The following is a 24301-nucleotide window of genomic DNA, read 5'->3' on the forward strand; positions in this document are numbered from 1 at the left end:
GCCGATGGCCGGGGATGCCTTATCCCCATGCCCGCACATGTCGTCTTGCCCTTTTATCGTCCCGGACCGTTTATAGGCCAATTCGCATCACGCTGACAGGGACTGTCGCGGCCGGCCCAACCGCCATAGCCAGCGGAAAATACGATACCCCGCAAATACCGCTGCCAGCACCCACATCAGCCCCGCCAAAAGCCAGCCGGATACGGTTGCAAGAAGGCCTGCCGTGGTCAAAGCGGCGCCGCCGACCAGCACCAGCGCGCCACGGAACCGCGTGCCGAAGCTATCGGCGAGCCGCCGGAAACGCGAGATATCGGCGGGACTGTCCGCAAGCTTCAGCACATCGTGCGTGGCACGGTAGCCCGCGCCCTTCGCGAGGGCGCCGAGTTCGGTCGCGGTGGTCGTTAGCGCCGCCAGCGGTTTCGCCCGCACCGAACGGGAGAGCGCCAACCGGGCCGCGCCAAGATTGCCGGCGGAGGCAAGATCGACCGTTTCCCGCACAGCGTTCGTGTCGATAAGGTCAGTCGCCGCCGAGGTCATCGCGCGGCGGAATGGCGGCCGCAGCAAATCCGCCTTGTCGGCGGCCTTCAGCGCCGTGACGCCGACCCGCGCTGGCGACGCCATGCCGAAACTGGCGATCGTCACGCCTGTAATCACCAGCCCAGCAGCGGCAAGCCCCATCGTCAGCGGACTGTAGACCTCGCCATTGATATAGGAGCGGCCTTCGTGCACGAGGTCGCGGGCGTCGCTGATGCCGGTGAGATCTGCTGTCACGGCACCCGCCAGCGCCTCGGGGCTCCTGGCGTCACCGCCGGCAAGCCCGCTCCAGGCATCCCGCAGGCTGCGTCCGGCATCAAAACCCTGTGCCGCCGCGACACGCTGCCGAAGATCGGCTGGAATGATGACATCACGGCTATCGGCGAGTGCCAACAGGCTTGCAGCCAGATCCGGATCGTCATCGCCAAGCGCCTTGCCGATCGCATCCTGGTAGGCAGTGGCCGGAACCCCGCGCAGGCGATAAGCGACAATCTCCGCCTCGCTCGCCCCCGGCCGCAACACCGCAACCCCCTCCACCGCCTCCGGCACGATGACAACCCCCGCAACCAGCCCGCAAGCAAGGATCACAGAGAGCGCAAAGCGGGATACGGAAGAAAGCAAAACCACGAAAACCTCGCTGGCTCGAAGGCTTCGGCCGTGCGCAGGATATAGGGAGCGTAGGGGAAACGGCAAATTCGGTGGGGAGGTCTGGGCAAGGGTGACCAACACCGTTTGCGCTTTCGCAGACCGCCAGCCGCGATCTTCAGAGCGCGCCCTGACTTGCACTTTGTGACTGAGTGAGCAGGATTTGAAACTTTGCTGTCGTGATCTTGTCCCATAAGCTGCTTGTAGCCACCGACTCGCAGGCCCTGCGCTCTCGAGGGAAATGCTGACGATGATGACCACGAGAATTATAAAACTCGCATCCATCCTGTTGGGCCTGCTTGGCTTCGGTCTATCCTCAGCCGTTGCGCAGGATGTAGCAGCACCGCTCTCGGCGGGATTTGAGGACCTGTGTGTCGCTGATAGCGCCCATCCACCGAAGCTCTGGAAGATCAGCGGCAAACTCGACCCCAATGCATGGAGATCGCGTATTGTCTGCGACCTCTCGTCGCCTGCGCGGCCTGTCTTGCATATCACGGTGCATCCCGGCGACGCGCCTGACCAGAGCGTCGGTGACGCACCGATAGAGCGCGTCGAAATCCAGATCAGGAAGCAGGTCATCAAGTTCGACAAGCCGACCTGGTATCACTTCACCTTCAGGCTCGACGCGCCATGGGCAGGCATCGGCAATCGTACTGTCATCCATCAGGTAAAGCAGAATATCCCGACAGAAGAGACGAAGCCTCTCGGTTCTTGCCAGTCAGCCAACCCGCTGTTCAAGATCGAGGCAATCCCCTCCAAGACCGGCGCAGATTTCGTTGCAAAGGTGAGAGGAACATCGGACTGCAATGCCGGTACGTCCCAGATCGTCTGCGGACCCTGGCCCCTCGAGATCGGCGAATGGACCGATGTCAACGTCATGCTGAAGCCAAGCCTGCAGGAAGGCGCAAGCGCCCTGCAAGTCGCCCTCAACGGACGCGCATGCGCAATTTCCTACACCGGACGCCTCGGCTATCTCGATCACGGCATGCGCGACGAAGACGGACACCCGTACATAGACGTCCAGCCACGCTTTGGCATCTACAGGGACACCCTGCCCGATCTCATCCAATCCATCGACTTCGCCGATATCAAATTCTGGTCCACCGACCCTACCGGCAATCCCGCCTGGTCGAAACAGGCAGGATCCGGCAGGTAAGGAGAGCCGCCGCGAAAGCATTCTTGCTTCACGCTCAGAATGCTCTTGTGGAATTCCTCCTGACTTGATCCACGACCATAGTCGCCAGAGGTGGCACCGATGGTCTCACGCTGGGGGATGTCAAATCGGACGGGAGGTCGGCATTCGGAGCTACGGGAAATAGTGTTTATCGGGTCATCCCCTTAGTTCGGATCTGCCAACTTCAATTTGGCCAGCGCGCTCTTCAGTCCTTTGGGATAGAGTTCAGGGTAGCCATCGCGATCGAGCTCGTCCGGGTGGTACCAGCGCGCGACGTTGGGGGTGCCGTCGCTTTCATGAAAGACGATGTGATCGCCTGTCATGGATTCTTTGAGAGGGAATTTGACCTCGAAGACGAAAATCACTTCATGACCGGGCACGCCGCCAAACGTGTAGAGGTTTTCAAAGACCTGCGGTCCACCGACAATTTCGATCTCGACACCCAGTTCTTCCAGGAACTCACGCTTCAGTGCGACTTCGGAAAGTTCGCCGAACTCGATACTGCCACCCAGCGGACGAACGCCTGCAACGCGACCTTGGCCGTCTGGAACCTCGGCTGCAAGAAGGCGCCCTTGGTGCCAGACCAGGCCTATTGCCTTCACGCTGATTGGCGTCATTGGATGCGATGTGCTCATCGTCGATACAATTAGAAGAGTAAATTAACGGCCGCAAGTCGTCGAAACGCGCTGCGGCGGCAGGTAAAAGACAACCTCCGCCGTTTCCCCGAACCCACTATCTCGCTCATCCCGTTTTGCCGCAGATTTTACTGCTCTTTCTCTGCGGCTTGTGATGTAGTCCCCGCAGGCCGCAATCAGCGAGAGACATCATGGCATCCGACCTCGACCGTAGTTTCCAGACATCCCGTCGCGAAGATCTTGGCCTTACGACGATCGGCAATCCGGCCGGTCTTTCGGTATCGGCGCTTGCCAATGGCGCGCTGTTTGCCATCGAGCACAGCGACGCCGCAGGCGTGCAGGTGATGATCAATCAGGTGCAGGGCTCGCCTATCTATGGCGGCATCGGCCGGCTTTATCTAAGGACCGGCGGCTCCGGGCCAGCAGTGGCCGAGATCGTTGGTCCCCGCGCAGACGTTCGCTTCGCCAGCAGCGACAGCGCCTTTTCTTGGACCGGCGAAACCGGCGGCATCCGTCATCGCGTCCGCCTCGAGTTGCACCCGGCCGAGCCGATCTGGCTTTGGCGCGTCTCGCTGGAAAACACCCGCTCTGAACCCGTCGATGCCGACGTCGTGCTGCTCCAGGATATCGGGCTCGGCGACCGCGGGTTTTTGATGAATAGCGAAGCCTACGCCTCGCAATATATCGACCACCACATCGCGACGCACGAGCGCTTCGGCCCGGTAATCATGAACCGCCAGAACCTCAAGCAGGGCGGCGGCCACATACCATGGCTGGCACAGGGTTGCCTCGAAGGAGCCGCGGCCTTTGCCACCGATGCGATCCAGCTCGTCGATAGCGGCAGGCCGGACGGACAGCTCGTGGCCGCCTTTGGGGTGGCCCTGCCGAGCGAACGGCGCCAGCACGAAGTCGCCTGCCCGGCACTTCAATCGCCATCGATGTCGCTTGCGCCCGCAGCCTCGGGCAGTGCCACCTTTTTCGGCCTGTTTGTTGCCGATCATCCGGAGGCATCGAGCGATGCCGATCTCGCACTCCTGGCACCGCTGGCGGATCTGCCGACCGCCACCACCGGTGCGCTCATCGAAACGCCCCCCGTGCACGGCCTGGTGCAGGATGCGCCGCTGCTGGCGGCGGCGGCCCTCGACGACGCAGCCGTTGCCGATCTCTACCCAAACCGCGAGCTGGAGGAACGTGTGGATGGCAAGCTGCTATCGTTCTTCGTGCCCGGCGGCTTTCAGAACCGCCACGTGGTTTTGCTCGAAAAGGAGCTCCGTGTCGCGCGTCGCCATGGTGCTATCCTGCGCAGCGGACAGAGCATGCTGCCGGACGACAACACGCTGGCGGCAACATGCTGGATGCAGGGCATCTTTGCCGCCCAGCTGACCATCGGCAACACCTCCTTCCACAAGCTGTTTTCCATCTCGCGCGATCCCTACAATCTCACCCGCAACAGCGGGTTGCGGATCATGATCGATACAGGCTCCGGCTGGCAGCTGCTCGGCGTCCCCTCGGCATTCGACATGGGCCTCAGCGACTGCCGCTGGATCTACCGGCTGGCCGACCGCACCATCACTGTCTCGGCAGTTGCTGCCGGCGACGATCCCGCCATGCAGTGGAGCATCGCCGTTGAAGGCCCGGCCTGCCGCTTCCTCGCCTACGGCCAGGTGACGCTTGGCGAGCGCGAATACGAGACACACGGGCGGATCACCATCGATGCCGAAGCCAAACAGATCACGCTGCAGCCGGATCCGAACTGGCTCTGGGGGCAGCGCTACCCCGATGCCAGCTACCGGCTGGTGTCATCGACGAAAGACGCCGTCGATGTCGTCGGCGGAGATGAATTGCTCTATATCGACGGTGTCGCGCGGAACGGACCTTTCATCGCCCTCAGGTCGCATGCGACGCAATCGCTGACCTTCGCCGTCGTTGGTTCGATGGTAGATGCCACTGAGGCCGAAAGCCTTACCAGCCGCTACCAGGCCGGCGTCTCCGAAGCCGCCATGCTCGACCCTGCAGACCGCTTCTGGAAACACGCGACACGCGGCCTCCAAATCACCGGCACCGGCCCGGATCTCGCAGCCCATACAGCGATCCTGCCCTGGATGGCCCATGATGCCATCGTCCATATGAGCGTCCCGCACGGTCTGGAGCAATATACCGGCGCCGCCTGGGGTACGCGCGATGCCTGCCAGGGGCCTATCGAGTTCCTGCTGTCCTACGAGCATGACGCGGAGGCCAAGCAGGTCCTGAAGATCATATTTGGCGAACAGTTCCGCGACCGGGGCGACTGGCCGCAATGGTTTATGTTCGAGCCCTATGCCAATATCCGCTCGAGCGAGGCCCATGGCGACATCGTCGTCTGGCCGCTGAAGGCGCTCTGCGACTATATCGAAGCCACTGGCGATCTCGGCTTCCTCAACGAGACCACGGCCTGGCGCGACGACGGCAGCATGGAGCGGACGTCCGAGAAGGCATCGATCGCCGACCATGTCGAAAAGCTGCTGGCGACGATCCGCACCCGCTTCATCCCCGGCACCAGCCTGATCCGCTATGGCGAAGGCGACTGGAACGACTCGCTCCAGCCGGCCGATCCGCACCTGCGCGACTGGATGGTCAGCAGCTGGACCGTGGCCCTGCTCTACGAGCAGATTGTCCGCTACGGCGCGATCATGGAAAGCATCGGCAAGATCGCCGAGGCAAGGCGGCTGCGCGCCAGTGCGGCGGCGATGCGCAGCGATTTCAACCGCCTGCTGATCCGCGATGGCATCGTCGCGGGCTATGCCATCTTCGATCCTGCCCATGACGGCGTCGAACTGCTGCTGCATCCGGAAGACCAGCGCACTGGCCTGCACTATTCGCTGATCTCCATGACCCAGCCGATGCTCGGCGGCCTGTTCACCGCAGACCAGCGCCACGATCACAAGGCTCTCATCCGCGACCACCTGCTGTTTCCGGACGGGACGCGCCTGATGGAAAAGCCCGCCACCTATTCCGGCGGTCCCGAGACGCTCTTCCGCCGCGCCGAATCGTCGTCCTTCTTCGGACGCGAAATCGGCCTGATGTATGTGCACGCCCATCTGCGCTACTGCGAAACACTGGTGCTCGACGAAGATGCCGATGGTCTCTGGCAGGCTCTGGCGCTCGCCAACCCGATTGCCGTCACCGACCGCCTGGCGCACGCATCCCTGCGCCAGCGCAACACCTATTTCAGCAGCAGCGATGCCGCCTTCCATGACCGCTACAGCGCCGCACGCGAATGGGATGAGGTAAAGGCAGGCTCCATTGCCGTCGATGGCGGCTGGCGCATCTATTCGAGCGGCCCGGGCCTCTACACCAAAGGCCTGCTGCAAAACGTCTTCGGCTTTCAAAGGAAAGCGGGCAAGCGTCTGGCGAAGCCGTTGATCTCGTCATCGATCAACGTCTCCCGTATGACCCAGGACGATATATCATCGGAGAATGCCGGTTAGGGTATCGAGACCTCAAAGCCGATATAATGAAAAAAGGGCCCGCCGGGAGAACTCGGCGGGCCCTTGGTCTGAAACGTCAAGCGGCAGTCCGAACGTTTGAAATCACGCCGATCAGGTCATTGACGATGCGCTCGACCTGAACGCGGTCGTCGCCCTCGGCCATCACCCGGATCAGCGGTTCGGTTCCTGACGGGCGGATGACGAGGCGACCGTTGCGGGAAAGCTCGCTCTCCGCATCGGCGATCGCCTGCTTGACCTCGATATTTTCCAACGGCCGGCCGCCGGTGATGCGCACGTTGCGCAGCAGCTGCGGCACGGGTTCGAAGCGGCGGCAGACTTCGCTGACGGGCTTGCCGGAACGCTTGGCACAGGCAAGGATCTGCAGAGCCGCGACCAGGCCATCGCCCGTCGTGCCATAATCCGACAGCACGATATGGCCCGACTGCTCGCCGCCGACGTTGAAGTCGTGCTGGCGCATGTGCTCGACGACATAGCGGTCGCCGACCTGCGTGCGGGCCAGCTCAAGACCCTTGTCGCCAAGGAAGCGCTCGAGCCCGAGGTTGGACATGACGGTGGCGACGATGCCTTTGCCGCGCAGGCGCTGGGTATCGGCCCAGCTCTCGGCAATGACAGCCATCAGCTGGTCGCCGTCGATGACCGAACCGTTCTCGTCGACGATGATGACGCGGTCGGCATCGCCATCGAGGGCAATGCCGATATCGGCACGCACCTCGTCCACCTTCTTCTGCAGCGCCATCGGGCTGGTGGATCCGCAATTGAGGTTGATATTGATGCCATCGGGCTCGTTGCCGATCGTCACGACCTCGGCGCCAAGCTCCCAGAGCACGGCCGGCGCTACCTTGTAGGCGGCACCGTTGGCGCAATCGATGGCGATGCGCAGGCCCTGCAGCGTCACGTCGCGCGGCAGGGTGCGCTTGGCGTTCTCGATATAGCGGTCATGGACGCCGTCGATGCGCTTGGCGCGGCCGATGTCGTCCGATTTCGCCAGCTGCAGGCTCAGGTCCTGGTCGAGCAGGTCCTCGATCTGCATTTCGATATCGTCGGAGAGCTTGTAGCCATCGGGGCCGAACAGCTTGATGCCGTTGTCCTTGTAGGGATTGTGGGAGGCGGAGATCATCACGCCGATATCGGCGCGCAGCGAGCGTGTCAGCATGGCGACGGCAGGCGTCGGGATCGGGCCGAGCACGAAGGCATCGATACCGGCAGCCGTGAAGCCCGCCACGAGCGCGTTTTCCAGCATGTAGCCGGACAGCCGAGTATCCTTGCCGATCACGACGCGATGGCGATGATTGCCACGGCGGAAGATCGTGCCGACCGCGATGCCGACCCGCATCGCGAGATCGGGCGTCATGGGGAAGACGTTGGACTGCCCACGGATTCCGTCCGTGCCGAAATAGCGACGCTTCATAGTGTCTCCCGCAAATTTAAGCGCCTCCCCCACGGAGGCGCGTCCCGACTTGGTTGATGTCCGGGTCATCGAATGCGACGCTCATGCCACAGATCGCCGTCTTCATCACGTCAATTAACGCAAAGAACTATCACATGTCGTGACCGACGAAAAAGGCCGGCTCCCGCATGACGGGAACCGGCCTGATGTTATGAACGCTATTTTGAGATCAGCGCGGCTGCGGCTCGAGACCGCCTTCGGCTTCGTCGCCCTTGGCACCGATGGAACCGTCCTTCTTCGTGCCAGTCTTCGGCACGGCGGAGCCACGGCTTGGCGGCGTATCGTCGCCCATATCGCGCGCCGGCTTTTCGCCACGGATCAGCGCCTTGATCTCCTCGCCGCTCAGCGTCTCGTATTCCAGCAGCCCTTCGGCCACGATGATGAACGCGTCGTGCTGTTCGGTAAGGATGGTACGGGCCTGAGTGTAGGCTTCGTCGATCAGGCGACGGACTTCGTTGTCGATCTTCTGGGCCGTCGCTTCGGAAACGTTCTTCGACTGCGACACGGAGTGCCCAAGGAAAACCTCCTGCTGGTTTTCGCCATAGGCGACTTGGCCGAGCTGGTCGGAGAAGCCCCACTGCGTCACCATGGCGCGGGCAAGCTTGGTGGCCTGCTCGATATCCGAGGATGCACCGGAGGTAATGTTTTCCTTGCCGAAGGTGAGTTCTTCCGCGACGCGGCCGCCCATCATGATGCACAGACGCGAAATCATCCACGTGTAGCTCATGGAGTAGCGGTCGCCTTCCGGCAGCTGCATGACCATGCCGAGCGCACGACCGCGCGGAATGATCGTCGCCTTGTGGAGCGGATCGGCGACAGCGACGTACAGTGCTGTCATCGCATGGCCCGCTTCGTGATAGGCCGTCAGCTTCTTTTCCGCCTCGGTCATGGCCGACGAGCGACGCTCGGCACCCATCATGATCTTGTCCTTGGCGTCTTCGAATTCGGCCATCGTGACCATGCGCTTGTTGCGCCGCGCCGCCATCAACGCTGCCTCGTTGACGAGGTTCATCAAATCGGCGCCCGAGAAGCCCGGAGTACCGCGAGCAAGAACCTTGAGATCGACATTCGGTGCCAGCGGAACGTTACGGGCGTGCACCTTGAGGATACGCTCGCGACCGATGATGTCTGGATTAGGCACCACGACCTGGCGGTCGAAGCGGCCCGGACGCAGAAGCGCTGGGTCAAGAACGTCGGGACGGTTGGTGGCGGCGATCAGGATGATGCCTTCGTTGGCTTCGAAGCCGTCCATCTCGACCAGCAGCTGGTTCAGCGTCTGTTCGCGTTCGTCGTTACCGCCACCGAGACCGGCGCCACGATGGCGACCGACGGCGTCGATTTCGTCGATGAAGATGATGCAAGGTGCGTTCTTCTTCGCCTGCTCGAACATGTCGCGCACGCGGCTTGCGCCGACGCCGACGAACATTTCAACGAAGTCCGAACCGGAGATCGTGAAGAACGGCACATTGGCTTCACCGGCGATAGCACGGGCGAGAAGCGTCTTACCGGTACCGGGAGGGCCGACCAGCAGCACGCCGCGTGGAATACGGCCGCCAAGACGCTGGAATTTCTGCGGATCGCGCAGGAATTCGACGATTTCCTCGAGATCCTGTTTGGCTTCGTCGACGCCGGCGACATCCTCGAACGTGACGCGACCATGAGCCTCTGTCAGAAGCTTCGCCTTCGACTTGCCGAAGCCCATGGCGCCGCGCGACCCGCCCTGCATCTGGCGCATGAAGAACAGCCAGACACCAAGGATCAGCAGCATCGGCAACAGCGTGCCGAGATAGCTGAGGAAGCTAGACGAACCATCCGACTCCGGACGAGCCGACACGACGACGTTCTTCGCCTGGAGCTTGTCGAGCAGGCCGCTGTCTATGACTGGAGAGTAGGTCTGGAAGGCAGCGCCATTCTCGACATAAGTGCCGACGACGCGGTTGCCGGTGATCACGGCATCGCGGACGCGACCGGAATCAACTTCGCGAAGGAACTGCGAATACGGGATATCCCGCGAACTCGTCTGTGAGGGCGAGGTCTGGAACATGCTGAACAAAGCGATCAGCAACAAAGCGATAATCGCCCAGAGAGCGAAATTACGAAAATTAGGGTTCATTGAACTCCCCAGGGACTGAAACAGCCCGGCCTTTTGGCGACTGCATTACTTGGCTGCTAACATAGGGTTACGCTGGGCCCTTGCCAAGGCAGTCAGCGCAACCACATGCGATTTCCGTCAATAACTCTTAAAACGGAGGTGACACATAGGCTGACCGTCCGAAAGCATCCGCCAGCCGATCAGCGAGACTGAGATCGAATCGTGTCAAAAAGCGGTCGAATGGCGCCAAATACGGTGCAAAACGGACCGGATAATGCTCGTAACGCGGGTCTTCATCGTCGAAACGGATTGTTGGCGCCGACGCCGCTGCGCGCATCGCCGCACCTTTTGGGGTCCCTGCAGCGAAAGCCATCCGCGAAGTTGCGCCGGCTGCGACAATTTGCACCCCGCCATGGCCGTCATTGAAAACCTCGAAACGGCCATCCCAGATGCCCCTCGCCCCCGGGGCAAGATGCAGAGCGTCGATGTTGCGGCTTTCGCGCATCAGGAAGAGACCGTTGCGCCTGAGGTCGAAGACTACTCCGCCCGCCGTTCGCCGACCGGGCTCGTCGGTGTCGATAAATCCAAGGACACGCTCCATCCTTTCCTGCCCAAGGCCATAAGGCTGGCCGCCGAAGATGGCTGCAAGGCAGGAGAGCCCGTAGGCAAACTCGGGCGCTGCAGCATCGATGCCCTCGGGGGAGATGCGGCAGAGCAAACCGCCTTCTATCACGACAGACTGTTCCACCCAGCGCGCCGCTGCCGATGACAGATCGGCCTTAGCGCTCCCGCCGCCATCCGATGCCATGAGGTTGCCGGTGGCGAGACCCGCCCGGACACGGACGCGCTCGTAGTGAAGGTCGAGATTGCTCGGGTCGTCGATCCAGCCGATATTTCGTTCGGTGAGAAAAGCCCGAATGTCATTGCGCAGGCACGACAGAAGCGGGCGTACCACCCAGATGCGCCGATCGAACAGCACCGCATCGGCAATACCGGTCGCAGAAACCCGCCCTGCCCGCACACGCGCAGTGCGCATCGCCAGCGTCTCCTGCTGGTCGTCAAGCGTATGGCCGGTGACGATCAGGTCTGCCTGGACCTCGGCAGCCACGTCGGCCAGGAGGCTGTAACGGGCCTCCCGCGCGGCGGCCATGATGCCGGTCGCAGGCTTCTCACCAAGCCAGCGACGCGTGCTGTGGGCGATGCCCAGTTTCCGGCAGACATTGGCCACAGATTTCGCCTCGTCGGCCGAACCGGGGCGCAGGTCGTGATCGACGGTGGCAGCGGAAAGCCGGTGCGAAGGGTGGCTGTCACGGATCGCATCGGCAAGAGCTATCAACAGCCCGGTCGAATCGCTGCCGCCAGAGATAGCGACGAGGATGTGCGAGGGCTGGCGAAGCGATGCCAGCAGGCGGGCTGCAGCGGCCTGGGGTGAAGAGACCGGACCGCCGGCCATGGCCTTGCCGCTCAGCAGGCGAGACGTTTTTCTTCGCTGGCGACCTTGGCCACGACGGGCTTGGAAGCCTTTGGATATTTCTTGGTCACTTCATGCAGCGTCGCGCAGGCTGTGTCCTTCTTGTCGAGGGCCGCGAGCGACATGCCGAGCTTCAGCAACATTTCCGGCGCTTTCTCGGAGGTGCCGTATTTCTTGTAGGCATTGACGAAAGTCGTCGCCGCATCGTTGTATTTACCCTGCGAGTACAAGGCTTCGCCTAGCCAGAAATTGGCATCCGGCGAGCGTGCGCTTTCCGGATAGGTGCCGAGATACTGGCGGAATTCCTTCTCGGCGATGGAATAATCTCCCGACAGCACATGGCCATAGGCAGCCTTGTAGGTGTCGCCCTCGTTGCCGAGCGACGCAGTCTTGTCGCCGACGGCTGGCGCGGGGCCGGAGCCTACATCATTCGTATTGACGTTGCCGCCGACAGGCTGGCCGTTCTGGTCGAACTGGATCGAGCCGAGCTGTGCAGGCGGTGGCGCGAGAGTGCTGCCCTGCGCAGCGCGGTTGGCATCGGCACCCTGGGGTGTCTCGATCACCTTGGCGACATCGTCGGATTGACCTGTGCCGGACGTGTCTGCCTCGCTCTTCTTGATCGGCGCGCCCGCTGCCGGTGCGGCACCCGTGGCGCCACCCTTCTTTTCCAGCATCTGGAAGCGAATTTCGTTGTCGGCCTGCGCCTTGCGGATGGTCTCCTGCATCTGCAGAAGCTGATAGCTCATTTCCTCAATGCGACCATTCAGCTGCCGCATCTGGTCTTCCGCCTGCTGGAGGCGGATTTCCGCGTCGCCGCTCTGAACCATGATCGGCTGCTGCGGCTGCTCGCGCTGCTGCGAGAGCGGTGCCGGCGGAACCTGGTCGGACGAATTGCGGTCGCCGAGGTGAAGGCCGAACAGGTTCATCGAATAAGCTTCACGTTCCGTGCCGGACAAGGCCACCAGACAAACCATGCCTGCGACGACGAGTTTTCTCATAGGTTCGATCCCGTCTCTTTTTGATTCTTGTGCCCAACGGCACCAGCCGGGGATTTTTAACAATTGCCGTCAAAAAGCAACGGAGTTCGGCCAAAGTGTGGTTGAAAATACAAACCCGCGTTGAAAACGAAGAAGGCGACCTCTCGGCCGCCTTCAAAATCAAGTGATATCGAAGATATCAGGAGCCGGCGCCGTTGAGAACGGTAACTGCGCGGCGGTTCTGCGACCAGCACGAGATGTCGTCGCAAACGGCGACCGGACGTTCCTTGCCGTAGGAAATCGTCTTCATGCGACGTGCGGGCACGCCCTTGGAAATCAGATAGTCCTTCGTCGAGGCGGCGCGGCGCGCACCGAGAGCCAGGTTGTATTCGCGGGTGCCGCGTTCGTCGGCATGGCCTTCGACGGTGATTGCGTAGTTCGGATAGCGGGCAAGCCACTGTGCCTGACGATCGAGCGTCTGGGCAGCATCGGCGCGGATCGACGTCGAATCGGTGTCGAAGAAGATGCGGTCGCCGACGTTGACGGTGAAGTCCTGAGCCGAACCCGGGGTTGCCGAGCCGCCATTGGCACCGTTGAGGCCAAGATCGCCTGCATTGTTCGGCAGGTTCTTCTTGGATGCGCAGCCCGCCAGGGACAGGCCCAGGAAGAGGGCAAGCATCATCGGGTTGCGGGCGAAGCTCTGCATGCGGCTTGTGGCCGAATTGTCAATACGGCTCATGGCCGGTCTCTCCTTACGACATTATCACGGTTGCCAGACTGTAACCGCACGCGGTTAATGCTGTTTCAACGGTTATGGTTAATTTTTTCTTATAGCGTCCCGCCGCATGAAGTCACAGAACTTTTTGCGGCGGGAAGTTGCAGGCGTATTTACGAACTATTCCATCAGCGGCGACCAGGCCGGGTCTGAGGCGAAGGACGGGGTCTTGATCTTCTGCTCGTTATAGCCGGTCAGGTCGATCGAGTAGAGTTGCGGGCCGCTCGATCCGGCCGGCTCGCGGAAGAACATGATGACACGGCCGTTCGGTGCCCATGTCGGGCCTTCATTGTGGAAGCCGGACGTCAGCAGGCGGTCGCCCGAACCATCCGGCTTCATGACGCCGATACCGAAAGTTCCGCCCGACTGCTTCGTGTAGGCAATCAGGTCGCCGCGTGGCGACCAGACCGGCGTCGAATAGGCACCGTCGCCGAAGGAGATGCGGTGCTGGTTGGAGCCATCTGCATTCATCACGTAGATCTGCTGCTTGCCGCCGCGGTCGCTTTCGAAGGCGATCTGGGTGCCATCCGGCGAATAGGACGGCGACGTGTCGATGGCAGCCGTCGAGGTCAGCCGGGTCGTCGTGCGCGAGCGCAGGTCCATCGTATAGATGTTGGCATTGCCTTCCTGCTGCAGCGACAGCACAACGCGCTGGCCATCCGGCGAGAAGCGCGGCGCAAAGGTCATGCCCGGAAAATTACCGACAACCTCGCGCTGACCGGTGGCAATGTTGAGGAGGTAGACCCGCGGCTGCTGGTTGGCAAACGACATGTAGGTCACTTCCTGCTTGTTCGGCGAGAAGCGCGGTGTCAGCACGAGGTCGCTGCCGTCTGTCAGCATGCGAGCGTTGAAGCCGTCCTGGTCCATAATGGCCAGTTGGTTCTTGCGGGCAGTCTTTGGTCCGCTTTCGGACACGAACACGACGCGCGTGTCGAAATAGCCCTTTTCGCCGGTGATCTTCTCGTAGATCGCATCGGCAATGATGTGCGCAACGCGGCGCCAGTTCTCCGGCTGGGTGTAGAACTGCTGGCCGGTCATCTGCGTGCCGGCAAACGAGTCCCAGAGGCGGAACTCGGCGCGCAGGCGGCCGTCGGGCTGCTGCGTGACGCGGCCGGTGACCAGCGCCTGGGCATTGATCGACTTCCAGGACGCGAACTGCGGCGCTGCATCAGGATTGGTGATCTTCTCGATGAACGCGGCCTTGTCGATCGGCGCGAAAAGCCCCGAACGCTTCAGGTCGGCGGCGATAACGCCGGAGATCTGGGCTCCGAGGTCGCCGTTCGAGATGAAATCGGTGATGGCAATCGGCAGGGGCTGAACATTGCCCTTGTTGATGTTGATTTCCACCAGGGCGTAGGCCGGCGAGATGTAGGTCGCCATCAGGCCACCCATCACCAGCATCAGACGAACGAGAGAACGCATTTTCATGTGTACACAGCCTTTCAGCATTTATAGTCCCAGGTCACTGGGGTCGAAATTGACGATAACTTCGTTCCAGGCGTCGTATTTGTCGCGCGGTAGGTTCTTGAAGGGCGAGGACATCATCACCGCCCGAGTGGCACTGCCTGACAGGGCCTGTTGAGCCGACTCGGAGCCGCCCGTCACCTGCACGTCCGGCATTCCGACGATGGTGCCGGATTCGTCGAGCTTCATGTGTACCCGGATCACCATGCCCTCGACGCCCGACATGCCTGCCGGAACATTCCAGTTGTTCTGGATCTGGCTGCGCAGGGCATCGATCTCGCTCTGGCTCAGCTTTGCGCCGTTCGCGGGCTTGTCGGTACCGAGGGCTGCCTGCTGCTGCTGGCGCTTGGCGCCGCCGCCGGTGGCCTGCTGCTTGTTCAACAACGCTGAGATTTCGTCGGCGTCGAAGTCGCTATCCTTGGAGGACGCGGCCTTGGCCATCTCGCGCTTCTTGTCGTCCTTTTTCTTGTCGGTATCGGACGACTTGTCCGCCGTCTGCACAGGCTTTTCGGCCGGCTTTGTTTCCGGCTTCTTCTCCGGCGGCTTTTCAACCGGCTTTTCGGCAACCTTCGGCGGCGCCGGCGGCTGCGGCTTGATTTGCGGCACGGGAACGTTGTCGGGCGTCGCCTGGTCGCTGGGCGCCAGTTCGGCCTTGTCCTGCGTCGGCACGGGCGTTGGCGGCGGTGGAGTCGGGATTGGGGGCGGTGTGGGGGTTGGCACCGGTGTCGGCGTCGGCGTCGGCGGCTTCGGAGCCTCCGTCGGGGTCGGCGGCGGCGGCGCGACGTCGGTCTCTTCCTTTTCGACGGACTTCACGTCGTTCGGGGTCGGATCGACCTTCGGCGTCGGCGCCTCGACTTTTTTCGGCGCACCGGTCGACTGGTTTTCGGTAGGTTTGGGAACCGGCTTCGGCGCCGATTTCAGGTCGACGTCGTTCTCGCCGGCATTCTGCGCGTTGGCAATTTCGGTCTGCTTTGTCGTCGGCTTCGGCGCCGCCTTGTCCTTCTGCGGAGCCTTCTTGTCACCGGTCTGCGTCATCGACACATCAGTCACGATCTCGACCGGCGTCGATTCGTCAGGCTGTACCTCGAAGGATTTGGGAGCGCCAATAGTCACCAGCGCCCAGACGAGGACCAGGCCGTGAACAACCGCCGATGTGACAATGCTGGCCTTCATTGAATGGGTTTACTTCGTCTTTTCTTGCTGGGTTACCAGACCGATGTTCTTAAAGCCTGCAGACGATATCCGCGCCATCACCTTCATGACGGTGCCATAGCCGGCGGCACTGTCGCCGCGCACATATATCCGCTCGTTGTAGCCGGTCTTGGCGATGGCCTGCAGCTTCGGCACGATGTCATCGAGCGCGATCGGGCTCTCCTGCATGAAGATGTCGCCGGCCGGATTGACCGAAACGGTGATCGGCTGCGTGTCCGAATTCATTTCCTTGGCCGCCGTTTCCGGCAGGTCGATCGGCACGCCGACCGTCAGCATCGGTGCCGCGACCATGAAGATGATCAACAGCACGAGCATCACGTCGACCAGCGGCGTCACGTTGATTTCCGAGATAGGTCCACTGCGGCCATGACCGCCACGACGGCTGCCGCGACGACCACCGCCGCCACCGCCACCGCCTCCACCTGACATTCCCATAAGCTTGCTCCGGTTCCGTCTTTACTGCGCGGCCGCGCGGGGCTGCAGCTTCTCATCGATCTGGCGCGAAAGAATGGCGGAGAACTCATCCGCAAAACCTTCCATGCGGCCAGACAGCTTGCCGGCATCTGCGGAGAACTTGTTGTAGGCGATAACCGCAGGAATAGCCGCGACAAGGCCAATGGCTGTCGCCAGCAGCGCTTCGGCGATACCGGGAGCAACGACCGCAAGGTTGGTGGACTTCGATCCGGCGATAGCCTGGAACGAGGTCATGATACCGACGACCGTGCCGAACAGGCCGATGAACGGGCCGGCCGAACCGATGGTCGCAAGCGAACCGAGACGGGCACCGAGATGTTCCGTTTCCCGCGCCAGCGTCACGTCCATGGCCCGGTCGATACGCATCTGCAGGCCGATCGGCGAGCGCGCGCCGCGCTCGAAAGACTTTTTCCATTCGCGCATGGCCGAGACGAAAATCGCCGCCAGCCCGGTATTGGTGCGCTCGGAAAGCGTCCGGTAAAGCTCTTCCAGCGACTGGCCGGACCAGAAAACCTGCTCGAACTGGTCGAACTGCCGGCGAGCCCGGCTGAAGCTCAGATATTTGTCGATGACGATTGCCCAGGTCCACACGGATGCCGCTATCAGTCCGAGCATCACCAGCTTGACGACGAGGCCAGCCTCCATGAAGAGAGACAGAAGCGTCACGTCACTTGTCGCTGCAGCCAATCCAACTTGTTCCATTTGATCCAAATTCCCCGAATCCAAACGCCCGGTGCAGGACCGGGCGGCAAAAAAATGATCGCACAAGAAATGTCTGGCAGCTGCCGCTGAACGCCGTCGTCAGGCTTCCAAGTCTACATCTGCCTTCTTGCCGTCAAATTTGGTCAAAGGAAGGCGTGCACCGCACAATCTCTGACCATAATATTAAGACACTATTATGGTTAAGAGATCGTTAGTGTCCGCGCGATCGGTAATTTTTCTTGGCACGCGGATATACGTTGTAGAGGAACACGAAGCGTAGGCAGCAGCGAACGAGAACCTCCCGCGCACCGCGGGAATTCCTTCTCATGCCAGTCATGTTTTAGCAAGACGCGTTTTCAGGCACCTGCCCCGCGTTTCAGGCAACCGCATCTGATGCATCGACCGACCCTGAAGCCTGCAGCAGCTGTGCCGCCAACGCTTCCGGCAACCGCCGGGGACGGCCGCTGGCGTTGATGACGGCGATGATCACCCTGGCAGCGATCAGCAGAGCGCCGTCGCGGCGGATCTCCTGCGTCAGCACCATTTTGGCACCGCCGGCCTTCTCGGTCACCGTCTGAATGGTGAGCACATCGTCCATGCGCGCCGGCCCCTTGAAGTCGATCTCCATTCGATGGACGACGAACACCAGACCTTCCTCATCGGCGGTAATGAGCTCACGCTGCTCCACGCCGAGGCAGCGCAGATAATCTGTGCGGCCGCGTTCGAGGAAATGCAGGTAGCGGGCGTGATAGACCAGCCCTGAAAAATCCGTATCTTCGTAATAGACACGCTGCAGCAGCCGGTGGCTGCCTTCGATCAGTTCCCCGGCAATCAAAAAGGGACCATTCGTCATCAAAAGCTCCAAAACCTGTGGAGAGCCTGTTTGGCCGAAGTCGGTTTGGCAGGCAAGTATTGAACAATTGTCATACTGCCTAATTATTTGAAAACAAGCGGTCGGCGACCGGCCAACAAGGAGACGATGTGATGAAGATTGCGATCATGGGCGGCGATGGATTTATCGGATGGCCAACATCGCTGCATCTGTCCGATGCCGGTCACGACGTTCACATCCTCGATAACCTGTCCCGCCGCTGGATCGATACCGAGCTTGGCGTGCAGTCCCTGACGCCGATGGACAGCATCCAGGAACGCACCCGGATCTGGCATGCCGAGACAGGTCGCCGCATTCACTTCAACCTGATCGACCTTGCCAAGGACTACGAGCTCCTGAAGAACTGGCTCGCCGAGCACCGCCCGGATGCCATCGTGCATTTCGCCGAGCAGCGTGCCGCCCCCTACTCGATGAAGAGCGACCGGCACAAGAACTACACCGTCAACAACAATGTCAGCGCCACCCACAATCTCCTGAACGCGCTGACGGAGCTGAACCTCGACACCCACCTCGTGCACTTGGGCACGATGGGAGTCTACGGCTATTCAACGGTCGGCGCCGCTATTCCGGAAGGCTACCTGCCGGTCGGCATCGAGACGGTCGACGGCCGCACCGTCAGCCAGGAAATTCTCTATCCGGCCAATCCGGGCTCCATCTACCACATGACAAAGTGCCTGGATCAGCTGCTGTTCCAGTTCTACGCGAAGAACGACGGACTGAGGATCACCGACCTCCACCAGGGCATCGTCTGGGGCACCCACACGGAGCAGACACGGCGGCACGAGCAGCTGATCAACCGCTTCGACTATGACGGCGACTACGGCACCGTGCTCAACCGCTTCCTCATCCAGGCGGCGATCGGCTACCCCCTGACGGTGCACGGCACCGGAGGCCAGACGCGCGCCTTCATCCACATTCAGGATTCGGTCCGCTGCATCGAGATCGCCTTGAAAAACCCGCCGTCGCGCAATTCCAAGGTAGAGATCTTCAACCAGATGACCGAGACGCACCGTGTCCGCGACCTCGCCGAGATGATTGCCGGCATGACCGGGGCCGAGATCGCCTGGCTGCCCAATCCGCGCAAGGAAGCGCCTGAGAACGACCTCGTCGTCAGAAACGAGAAATTCCTCAGTCTCGGCCTCGAGCCGACGACGCTGAAGACCGGCCTGCTTGGCGAGATCGTCGATGTTGCCCGCAAATACGCCTACCGCGTCGACCGCGCGCGTGTGCCCGCCGTGTCCGCCTGGACAAAAGACCTTGCCGCCAAGCTCAACCACGATCCGGAAGGCAAGCGGCTGAAGTCGGTTTCGTGAGCGCCTCCCCCCGGACGACGAGAGCCTACGTCACGCTCGTTACCAATGCCGATTACGCCCTGGGCGCGGCGGCACTCGTCCGCTCCATAAGGCGAACCGGCACGAAAGCCGACATCGTCGTGCTGCACACCGCCGGAGCAACCGTCGACGATCTCTCGCCGCTGGCGTCGCTCGGATGCCGGCTGATGCCCGTGGACCATCTGCCGCTCTCCGATGACTTCAACGCACGCCATGGCCGCACCGCCCTGCATTCGGCCGCTCCCTTTACCAAGGGTCGCAAGCCGTCCTTCCACTCACCGCTCGACAATTTCTGCAAGCTGCGGCTTTGGCAGCTGGTGGAATACGAAGCTTGCGTCTTCATCGATGCCGACGCCCTGGTGCTGAAGCCGATCGACAAGCTGTTCGATTACCCGGAATTCTCGGCTGCGCCGAATGTCTATGAGGGCCTGGCAGATTTTCAAAGGCTGAATTCGGGCGTCTTCGTTGCCAGGCCGTCGCTGCAAACCTTCGATGCGATGATCGATAGTCTCGACCAGCCGGAGGTCTTCTGGAAGCGCACCGACCAGACCTTCCTGGAGACCTTTTTCCCGGATTGGCACGGCCTGCCCGTTTATATGAACATGCTGCAATATGTGTGGTTTACCATGCCCTTGCTTTGGGACTGGAAGAGTATTTCGATCCTGCACTACCAATATGAAAAGCCATGGGAGACGAATCATCCCAAGGCTGACAGACTGGCACCGCTGATCGATCTCTGGCAGCGATTCCATCAGGATCTGGACATTCCGGACATTGCTGCGCTGGCAAACCCGAAAGTGACGACATGAAAGTTTTGGTATCGGGTGGGACGGGCCTCGTCGGTCGCTATATCGTCGAGGATCTTCTTTCCCATGGCTATTCGGTCGCTGTCGGCGGCCGGCATCAGCCGGAGCCCGGCCTATTTTCAAAGCCCGTCAGCTTCGTTCCGCTGCGGCTCGATCCGAACGCAGACCAGGGTCACGCCTTCGACGACGCCTATTTCTTCGTCCACGCCGGCTTCCATCATGTCGCTGACCGTTATCGTGGTGGTGAAGGCGACGACCCCGCAGCCTTCCAGAGGCTCAATCTCGATGGAAGCGTCAAACTGTTCGAGACCGCCCAGCGCGCCGGCATCCGCCGCTGTGTCTTCCTGTCGACGCGCGCCGTCTATGGCGATCGCTCCTCCAGCGAGGTGCTTTTTGAAACCTCGGAGGCCAACCCGAATACGCTCTATGGCCGCGTCAAGCTGGACGCCGAGCGCGCGCTCTCCGCGATCAACGCCCCCGGCTTTGGCGCCGCAAGCCTTCGTCTGACCGGCGTCTACGGCGATCTCCGACCGAACAAATGGACCGACATCTTCGGCAATTACCTTGCCGGCAAGCCCGTCCCATCGCGCGCCGGCACCGAGGTTCACGGACGCGACGTCGGACAGGCTGTCCGTCTCATGCTCGAAACCGACACCGCCCGCATTGCCAATGAAGTCTTCAATGTCTCCGACGTCCTGACGGAAACCCACGAGATCCTCGCCATTCTCCAGCGCGTCACCGGCAGCCCTCACCCTTTGCCAGCCCGCGCACCCGGCAACATCATCAGCAAGATGGACACATCCAAGATCGCAGCACTCGGATGGCGCGGCGGCGGCAGGGCCCTGCTGGAAAAGACGGTTGCCTCGCTGGCGCAGGGACTGCCGCATGCCACCGAGGCAGTTCCGGCCACGGTGTCCAAGCGGGGATAGTCGTTTCGTCAGCGGCGCAGGCTTGTAGCCGTCCGATCTCAGGAGGCAGCCTTGATTTCGGAGTGGCTTTTCAGGACACGCCCGCCGTCTTCCTGTTCGATGAGATAAGCTGGCTCTTCGGCGCTGGCCTTGCGCTTGATCACCGACCCCTCGATAGTTTTCTCCACATCGTCGGTGAAACTCTCCGTCACCTTGCCGGTGCCCGTTCCCTTGCCCCACTTCCACTCGACCTTGGACCCCACGCGAAATTTGTGCATTGCGATGCTCCTCTCGAAGCCTCCCAAATGCAGATGCCGGGCTCGTTGTTCCCTGAACGGGCGCTCACTCCTCTTCCTGGAACAGCCGGAACTGCGCCGCTTCCAGGTCTTTCGGCGGCTGCAGATCCAGATGCCGCCAGGCGGTCGGTGTCAGCACGCGGCCACGGGGCGTGCGCTGGATGAAACCCTGCTGGATCATGTAGGGCTCAATGATATCCTCGATCGCATCGCGCGGCTCGGACAAGCCGGCAGCGATGGTCTCGATACCCACCGGTCCGCCACCGAAGTTAACGGCGATCATGTTGAGATAGCGCTTGTCGAGCTGATCGAGCCCGAGATTGTCGACCAGCAGCCGAGTCAGCGCCTCGTCGGCAATCTGCCGCGTAACGGATTCCGCCCGCGCCACCTCGGCGAAGTCGCGAACCCGGCGCAAAAGCCGGCCGGCGATCCGCGGCGTCCCACGCGCACGGCGGGCAATCTCCCGCGCCCCGTCATCGGCAATCGGCAGCCCCATCAGCCTTGCACCACGCCGGACAATAAGTTCCAGTTCCTCAACCGTGTAGAAGTTCAGCCGCACGGGGATGCCGAACCGGTCGCGCAACGGTGTCGTCAGCAGACCGAGCCGGGTCGTGGCGGCGACCAGCGTGAATTTCGCCAGGTCGATTTTCACGGAGCGCGCCGCAGGCCCCTCGCCGATGATCAGATCCAGCTGGAAATCCTCCATCGCCGGGTAGAGAATTTCCTCGACCGCCGGGCTCAGCCGGTGGATTTCGTCGATGAACAGGACATCGCGGTCCTCGAGATTGGTCAGAAGTGCTGCCAGGTCGCCGGCCTTGGCGATCACCGGTCCTGAGGTCGAGCGGAAATTGACGCCCAGTTCCTTGGCCATGATCTGCGCCAGAGTCGTCTTGCCGAGACCGGGCGGACCGACAAAGAGCACGTGATCCAGCGCCTCGCCCCGGTTCTTCGCCGCCTCGATGAACACTTTGAGGTTGGCGCGGGCATCGGCCTGGCCGGTGAACTCGTCGAGCGACTGCGGCCGCAGTGTCGTATCCAAGTCTTCGCCACGCTTCTCGGGCGTGATCAGGCGGGCGGGTTCGGTCATGCGAGCAGTTCCATTCCCTCGATCGTCTTGGCGGCGCGCTCGTCGAATGTGAAGGTTGCGCTACACCCGGCATTGCGATTGCGGACGGCAATGAACGCGTCTGCAAATTCAGCCTGCGAGCGGCTCATTACGTCAAGAACCGCTTCGACAGCTTCTTCGTCTTCCAGAATTATGTCTTCCGAATCCAGCAGATCCGCAATTCCGTCAGCGATCTGCTCTCTCGTGAGCTTGATACGCTGTCGCAAAAACCAAGCGAATTCCATGAGCGTGATACAGCTTATATACCCGGGACCTATTTCACCGAGACGCGCAAACAGTTCAGCGACCTTAGCGCTTTGCGCCACATCGTCTTTCAAGAAGACGCGCAGCAAGATGTTTGTATCCAGACCGATCATTGCGTTCCAACAATATGGTCGAAAATAGCCTCGCCAACGGCACGTTTCATTTCGTCCACGGGGATCGGAAGCCGATCCGGGTCGTAGAACTTGCCCAGAAGATCGACAGCACGTTTGTTTTTAGCCTTGATAAAGATTTTGCCATCCTGGTGGACATAGCGAATTTTGTCCCCGGGCTTCAAACTCAGTATGTCACGAACTTCTGATGGCACGGTAGTTTGCCCCTTTGATGTTATCGTTCCATAGTAAATCTTCATTGGCAGCATCTCCTTACTTTCCAGCGATAGCAAGGAGTTTTGGGAGCGGCAAGGAATTCTCACTTCGACAGTTCCCTCAGCCCCAGCCTGATGAGCTTGGCGCTGTCGGCACCCTCGCCCGCCGTCTTCATGGCGGCGGCAACGGCGTTGGCGGCTTGGTCACGCGAGTAACCGAGATTGGTAAGGGCCGACACGGCATCCGACACCGGCGCTGCGGCAACGCCCTCGCCGATCTCCTGCTTGAGGCCCATGTTCAGCGCTTCGCCTGCAAACGCCGGAGCCTTGTTCTTCAATTCCAGTACCATGCGCATCGCAACCTTGGGGCCGACACCGGGTGCTCGGGAAATGACGGTCTTGTCCTGCAGGGCAATGGCGTTGGCAAGCTCCGAGGTCGTCAGCGTCGACAGCACCGCCAGCGCCACCTTCGCCCCGACGCCCTGGACGCTCTGCAGCAGAATGAACCACTCCCGCTCCAGCACGGTGAGGAAGCCGAACAGCTTCAGCTGGTCCTCGCGCACATAGGTTTCGATGAACAGCACGCAGGCCTCGCCGACGCCGCCTAATCTTGCCAGCGTCCGGCTGGAGCAATAGGCGACATAGCAAACGCCGTGGACATCGACGAGCGCATAGTCCTCGCCGATTTCCTCGATGGTGCCTTTGAGTTTGCCGATCATGGGATATCCGTCAGGTTCTGGTAGTGGTGACGTATCAAAACGCTATCCGGCGGCCAGCAAGGCCTGTCGCATGCGGTTGCCACCACGATTATGGGCATGACATATGGCGATCGCCAGCGCATCGGCGGCATCGTTGCCCTTGAACTCCGCCTTCGGCATCAGGATCTTCAGCATCATGTGGATCTGCTGCTTTTCGCCGTGGCCGACGCCGATGACCGCTTTCTTGACCGCGTTCGGAGCATATTCGGCGACCGCGAGCCCCGCCCTTGCCGGCACCAGCATGGCGATGCCGCGTGCCTGGCCGAGCTTGAGCGTTGCGACAGCATCCTTGTTGACGAAAGTCTGCTCCACCGCCGCCTCATGGGGCTGATGGGTGTGCACCACATCTGACAGCCCGTCGTGCAGCTGGCAGAGCCTCGACGCCAGATCCATGTCGCCATCCGAAAGCACGGTGCCCGAGGCGACGAACCGCAGGGAGTTTCCGAGCACGTCGATGATGCCCCAGCCCATGCGGCGCAGGCCTGGATCTATGCCGATGATACGAATCGTGTTCTGCATGGTCGTC

23 protein-coding genes are annotated in these 24301 nt (G+C 61.4%); 5 read left to right on the top strand and 18 right to left on the bottom strand.

What is annotated here, in order from left to right; translation table 11 throughout:
* Positions 1–87 precede the first annotated feature (87 nt).
* Positions 88–1161 (bottom strand): hypothetical protein, encoded by a 1074-nt coding sequence (locus J5289_RS15625; protein WP_209187555.1) that lies wholly within the window; start codon positions 1159–1161, stop codon positions 88–90.
* Between the two features lie 268 nt (positions 1162–1429).
* Between J5289_RS15625 and J5289_RS15630 the strand changes: the two genes are divergently transcribed.
* A complete protein-coding gene (locus J5289_RS15630; protein WP_209184550.1) occupies positions 1430–2335 on the top strand; it encodes a heparin lyase I family protein in 906 nt (301 codons plus the stop codon).
* A gap of 182 nt (positions 2336–2517) precedes the next feature.
* Here J5289_RS15630 and J5289_RS15635 read toward each other — a convergent pair whose 3' ends face one another.
* The gene (locus tag J5289_RS15635) at positions 2518–2970 is read right to left on the bottom strand and encodes an NUDIX hydrolase (RefSeq protein WP_247749172.1); all 453 of its coding nucleotides are present in this window, start codon (positions 2968–2970) and stop codon (positions 2518–2520) included.
* 209 nt (positions 2971–3179) lie between these two features.
* Here J5289_RS15635 and J5289_RS15640 point away from each other — a divergent pair, with 209 nt between their 5' ends.
* Positions 3180–6455 (top strand): cellobiose phosphorylase, encoded by a 3276-nt coding sequence (locus J5289_RS15640; protein WP_209184552.1) that lies wholly within the window; start codon positions 3180–3182, stop codon positions 6453–6455.
* Between the two features lie 76 nt (positions 6456–6531).
* Here the strand turns inward: J5289_RS15640 and glmM are convergent, their stop codons facing one another.
* The 10 genes from glmM to ybgC form a co-directional block, all read right to left on the bottom strand.
* Positions 6532–7884 (bottom strand): phosphoglucosamine mutase, encoded by a 1353-nt coding sequence (gene glmM, locus J5289_RS15645; RefSeq protein ID WP_111222419.1) that lies wholly within the window; start codon positions 7882–7884, stop codon positions 6532–6534.
* 208 nt (positions 7885–8092) lie between these two features.
* Positions 8093–10036, bottom strand: coding sequence for an ATP-dependent zinc metalloprotease FtsH (gene ftsH / locus J5289_RS15650; RefSeq protein WP_142830713.1), 1944 nt, complete (start codon positions 10034–10036; stop codon positions 8093–8095).
* A gap of 127 nt (positions 10037–10163) precedes the next feature.
* On the bottom strand, positions 10164–11468 hold the full coding sequence (gene tilS / locus J5289_RS15655; RefSeq protein ID WP_209206475.1) for a tRNA lysidine(34) synthetase TilS: 1305 nt from the start codon (positions 11466–11468) through the stop codon (positions 10164–10166).
* Positions 11469–11479: 11 nt separating this feature from the next.
* Complete coding sequence (ybgF, locus tag J5289_RS15660) at positions 11480–12484, bottom strand: tol-pal system protein YbgF (RefSeq protein WP_209184555.1); 1005 nt, start codon at positions 12482–12484, stop codon at positions 11480–11482.
* Between the two features lie 178 nt (positions 12485–12662).
* Entirely contained in the window at positions 12663–13202 is a 540-nt protein-coding gene (pal, locus tag J5289_RS15665) for a peptidoglycan-associated lipoprotein Pal (RefSeq protein ID WP_142830707.1), read from the bottom strand.
* Positions 13203–13358: 156 nt separating this feature from the next.
* Positions 13359–14666 (bottom strand): Tol-Pal system beta propeller repeat protein TolB, encoded by a 1308-nt coding sequence (tolB, locus tag J5289_RS15670; protein WP_209184556.1) that lies wholly within the window; start codon positions 14664–14666, stop codon positions 13359–13361.
* A gap of 21 nt (positions 14667–14687) precedes the next feature.
* Positions 14688–15875, bottom strand: coding sequence for a hypothetical protein (locus J5289_RS15675; protein WP_209184557.1), 1188 nt, complete (start codon positions 15873–15875; stop codon positions 14688–14690).
* A 9-nt stretch (positions 15876–15884) separates the two neighbouring features.
* Complete coding sequence (gene tolR, locus J5289_RS15680) at positions 15885–16349, bottom strand: protein TolR (protein ID WP_111222412.1); 465 nt, start codon at positions 16347–16349, stop codon at positions 15885–15887.
* 21 nt (positions 16350–16370) lie between these two features.
* Positions 16371–17090, bottom strand: a complete 720-nt coding sequence (gene tolQ / locus J5289_RS15685; RefSeq protein ID WP_209184558.1) for a protein TolQ — start codon at positions 17088–17090, stop codon at positions 16371–16373.
* Between the two features lie 376 nt (positions 17091–17466).
* Positions 17467–17943, bottom strand: coding sequence for a tol-pal system-associated acyl-CoA thioesterase (gene ybgC, locus J5289_RS15690; protein ID WP_209184559.1), 477 nt, complete (start codon positions 17941–17943; stop codon positions 17467–17469).
* A gap of 131 nt (positions 17944–18074) precedes the next feature.
* On the opposite strand from ybgC, the gene J5289_RS15695 reads away from it, so the two are divergent.
* The 3 genes from J5289_RS15695 to J5289_RS15705 are packed head-to-tail and all read left to right on the top strand — an operon-like array spanning position 18075 to position 21048.
* Positions 18075–19295 (top strand): NAD-dependent epimerase/dehydratase family protein, encoded by a 1221-nt coding sequence (locus tag J5289_RS15695; protein WP_209184560.1) that lies wholly within the window; start codon positions 18075–18077, stop codon positions 19293–19295.
* On the top strand, positions 19292–20122 hold the full coding sequence (locus J5289_RS15700; RefSeq protein WP_209187560.1) for a glycosyltransferase: 831 nt from the start codon (positions 19292–19294) through the stop codon (positions 20120–20122). The genes J5289_RS15695 and J5289_RS15700 overlap by 4 nt, the downstream gene beginning before the upstream one ends.
* Positions 20119–21048 carry an NAD(P)-dependent oxidoreductase gene (locus tag J5289_RS15705; protein ID WP_209184562.1) on the top strand — a complete coding sequence of 310 codons (930 nt, stop codon included), beginning with the start codon at positions 20119–20121 and terminating at the stop codon, positions 21046–21048. Before J5289_RS15700 ends, J5289_RS15705 begins: the two co-directional genes overlap by 4 nt.
* Before the next feature lie 38 nt (positions 21049–21086).
* On the opposite strand, the gene J5289_RS15710 is transcribed toward J5289_RS15705, so the two are convergent.
* The 6 genes from J5289_RS15710 to ruvC all read right to left on the bottom strand — a co-directional run bounded on the left by J5289_RS15710 (position 21087) and on the right by ruvC (position 24294).
* Positions 21087–21305 carry a DUF2945 domain-containing protein gene (locus J5289_RS15710; protein ID WP_142830695.1) on the bottom strand — a complete coding sequence of 73 codons (219 nt, stop codon included), beginning with the start codon at positions 21303–21305 and terminating at the stop codon, positions 21087–21089.
* Between the two features lie 64 nt (positions 21306–21369).
* Entirely contained in the window at positions 21370–22410 is a 1041-nt protein-coding gene (ruvB, locus tag J5289_RS15715) for a Holliday junction branch migration DNA helicase RuvB (RefSeq protein ID WP_111222405.1), read from the bottom strand.
* Complete coding sequence (locus J5289_RS15720; protein ID WP_209184563.1) at positions 22407–22805, bottom strand: PIN domain-containing protein; 399 nt, start codon at positions 22803–22805, stop codon at positions 22407–22409. The genes ruvB and J5289_RS15720 overlap by 4 nt, the downstream gene beginning before the upstream one ends.
* Positions 22802–23062, bottom strand: a complete 261-nt coding sequence (locus J5289_RS15725) for a type II toxin-antitoxin system PrlF family antitoxin (RefSeq protein WP_209184564.1) — start codon at positions 23060–23062, stop codon at positions 22802–22804. Before J5289_RS15725 ends, J5289_RS15720 begins: the two co-directional genes overlap by 4 nt.
* Before the next feature lie 59 nt (positions 23063–23121).
* Complete coding sequence (gene ruvA / locus J5289_RS15730; RefSeq protein WP_142830692.1) at positions 23122–23736, bottom strand: Holliday junction branch migration protein RuvA; 615 nt, start codon at positions 23734–23736, stop codon at positions 23122–23124.
* Positions 23737–23778: 42 nt separating this feature from the next.
* The gene (gene ruvC, locus J5289_RS15735; RefSeq protein WP_142830691.1) at positions 23779–24294 is read right to left on the bottom strand and encodes a crossover junction endodeoxyribonuclease RuvC; all 516 of its coding nucleotides are present in this window, start codon (positions 24292–24294) and stop codon (positions 23779–23781) included.
* Between the last annotated feature and the right edge of the window lie 7 nt (positions 24295–24301).

Origin of the sequence: Rhizobium sp. B230/85 (genome assembly GCF_019355735.1) — a bacterium.
Classification (GTDB): domain Bacteria; phylum Pseudomonadota; class Alphaproteobacteria; order Rhizobiales; family Rhizobiaceae; genus Rhizobium; species Rhizobium rhododendri.

Coding starts and splice junctions, on each gene's coding strand:
- J5289_RS15725 (WP_209184564.1), bottom strand. CDS start 23,062: ATGAAGATTTACTATGGAACGATAACATCAAAGGGGCAAACTACCGTG.
- ruvB (WP_111222405.1), bottom strand. CDS start 22,410: ATGACCGAACCCGCCCGCCTGATCACGCCCGAGAAGCGTGGCGAAGAC.
- glmM (WP_111222419.1), bottom strand. CDS start 7,884: ATGAAGCGTCGCTATTTCGGCACGGACGGAATCCGTGGGCAGTCCAAC.
- J5289_RS15695 (WP_209184560.1), top strand. CDS start 18,075: ATGAAGATTGCGATCATGGGCGGCGATGGATTTATCGGATGGCCAACA.
- ybgF (WP_209184555.1), bottom strand. CDS start 12,484: ATGAGAAAACTCGTCGTCGCAGGCATGGTTTGTCTGGTGGCCTTGTCC.
- J5289_RS15675 (WP_209184557.1), bottom strand. CDS start 15,875: ATGAAGGCCAGCATTGTCACATCGGCGGTTGTTCACGGCCTGGTCCTC.
- tolB (WP_209184556.1), bottom strand. CDS start 14,666: ATGAAAATGCGTTCTCTCGTTCGTCTGATGCTGGTGATGGGTGGCCTG.
- tilS (WP_209206475.1), bottom strand. CDS start 11,468: ATGGCCGGCGGTCCGGTCTCTTCACCCCAGGCCGCTGCAGCCCGCCTG.
- J5289_RS15635 (WP_247749172.1), bottom strand. CDS start 2,970: ATGACGCCAATCAGCGTGAAGGCAATAGGCCTGGTCTGGCACCAAGGG.
- tolR (WP_111222412.1), bottom strand. CDS start 16,349: ATGGGAATGTCAGGTGGAGGCGGTGGCGGTGGCGGCGGTGGTCGTCGC.
- pal (WP_142830707.1), bottom strand. CDS start 13,202: ATGAGCCGTATTGACAATTCGGCCACAAGCCGCATGCAGAGCTTCGCC.
- tolQ (WP_209184558.1), bottom strand. CDS start 17,090: ATGGAACAAGTTGGATTGGCTGCAGCGACAAGTGACGTGACGCTTCTG.
- ruvA (WP_142830692.1), bottom strand. CDS start 23,736: ATGATCGGCAAACTCAAAGGCACCATCGAGGAAATCGGCGAGGACTAT.
- ftsH (WP_142830713.1), bottom strand. CDS start 10,036: ATGAACCCTAATTTTCGTAATTTCGCTCTCTGGGCGATTATCGCTTTG.
- J5289_RS15640 (WP_209184552.1), top strand. CDS start 3,180: ATGGCATCCGACCTCGACCGTAGTTTCCAGACATCCCGTCGCGAAGAT.
- J5289_RS15710 (WP_142830695.1), bottom strand. CDS start 21,305: ATGCACAAATTTCGCGTGGGGTCCAAGGTCGAGTGGAAGTGGGGCAAG.
- ybgC (WP_209184559.1), bottom strand. CDS start 17,943: ATGACGAATGGTCCCTTTTTGATTGCCGGGGAACTGATCGAAGGCAGC.
- J5289_RS15705 (WP_209184562.1), top strand. CDS start 20,119: ATGAAAGTTTTGGTATCGGGTGGGACGGGCCTCGTCGGTCGCTATATC.
- J5289_RS15720 (WP_209184563.1), bottom strand. CDS start 22,805: ATGATCGGTCTGGATACAAACATCTTGCTGCGCGTCTTCTTGAAAGAC.
- ruvC (WP_142830691.1), bottom strand. CDS start 24,294: ATGCAGAACACGATTCGTATCATCGGCATAGATCCAGGCCTGCGCCGC.
- J5289_RS15630 (WP_209184550.1), top strand. CDS start 1,430: ATGATGACCACGAGAATTATAAAACTCGCATCCATCCTGTTGGGCCTG.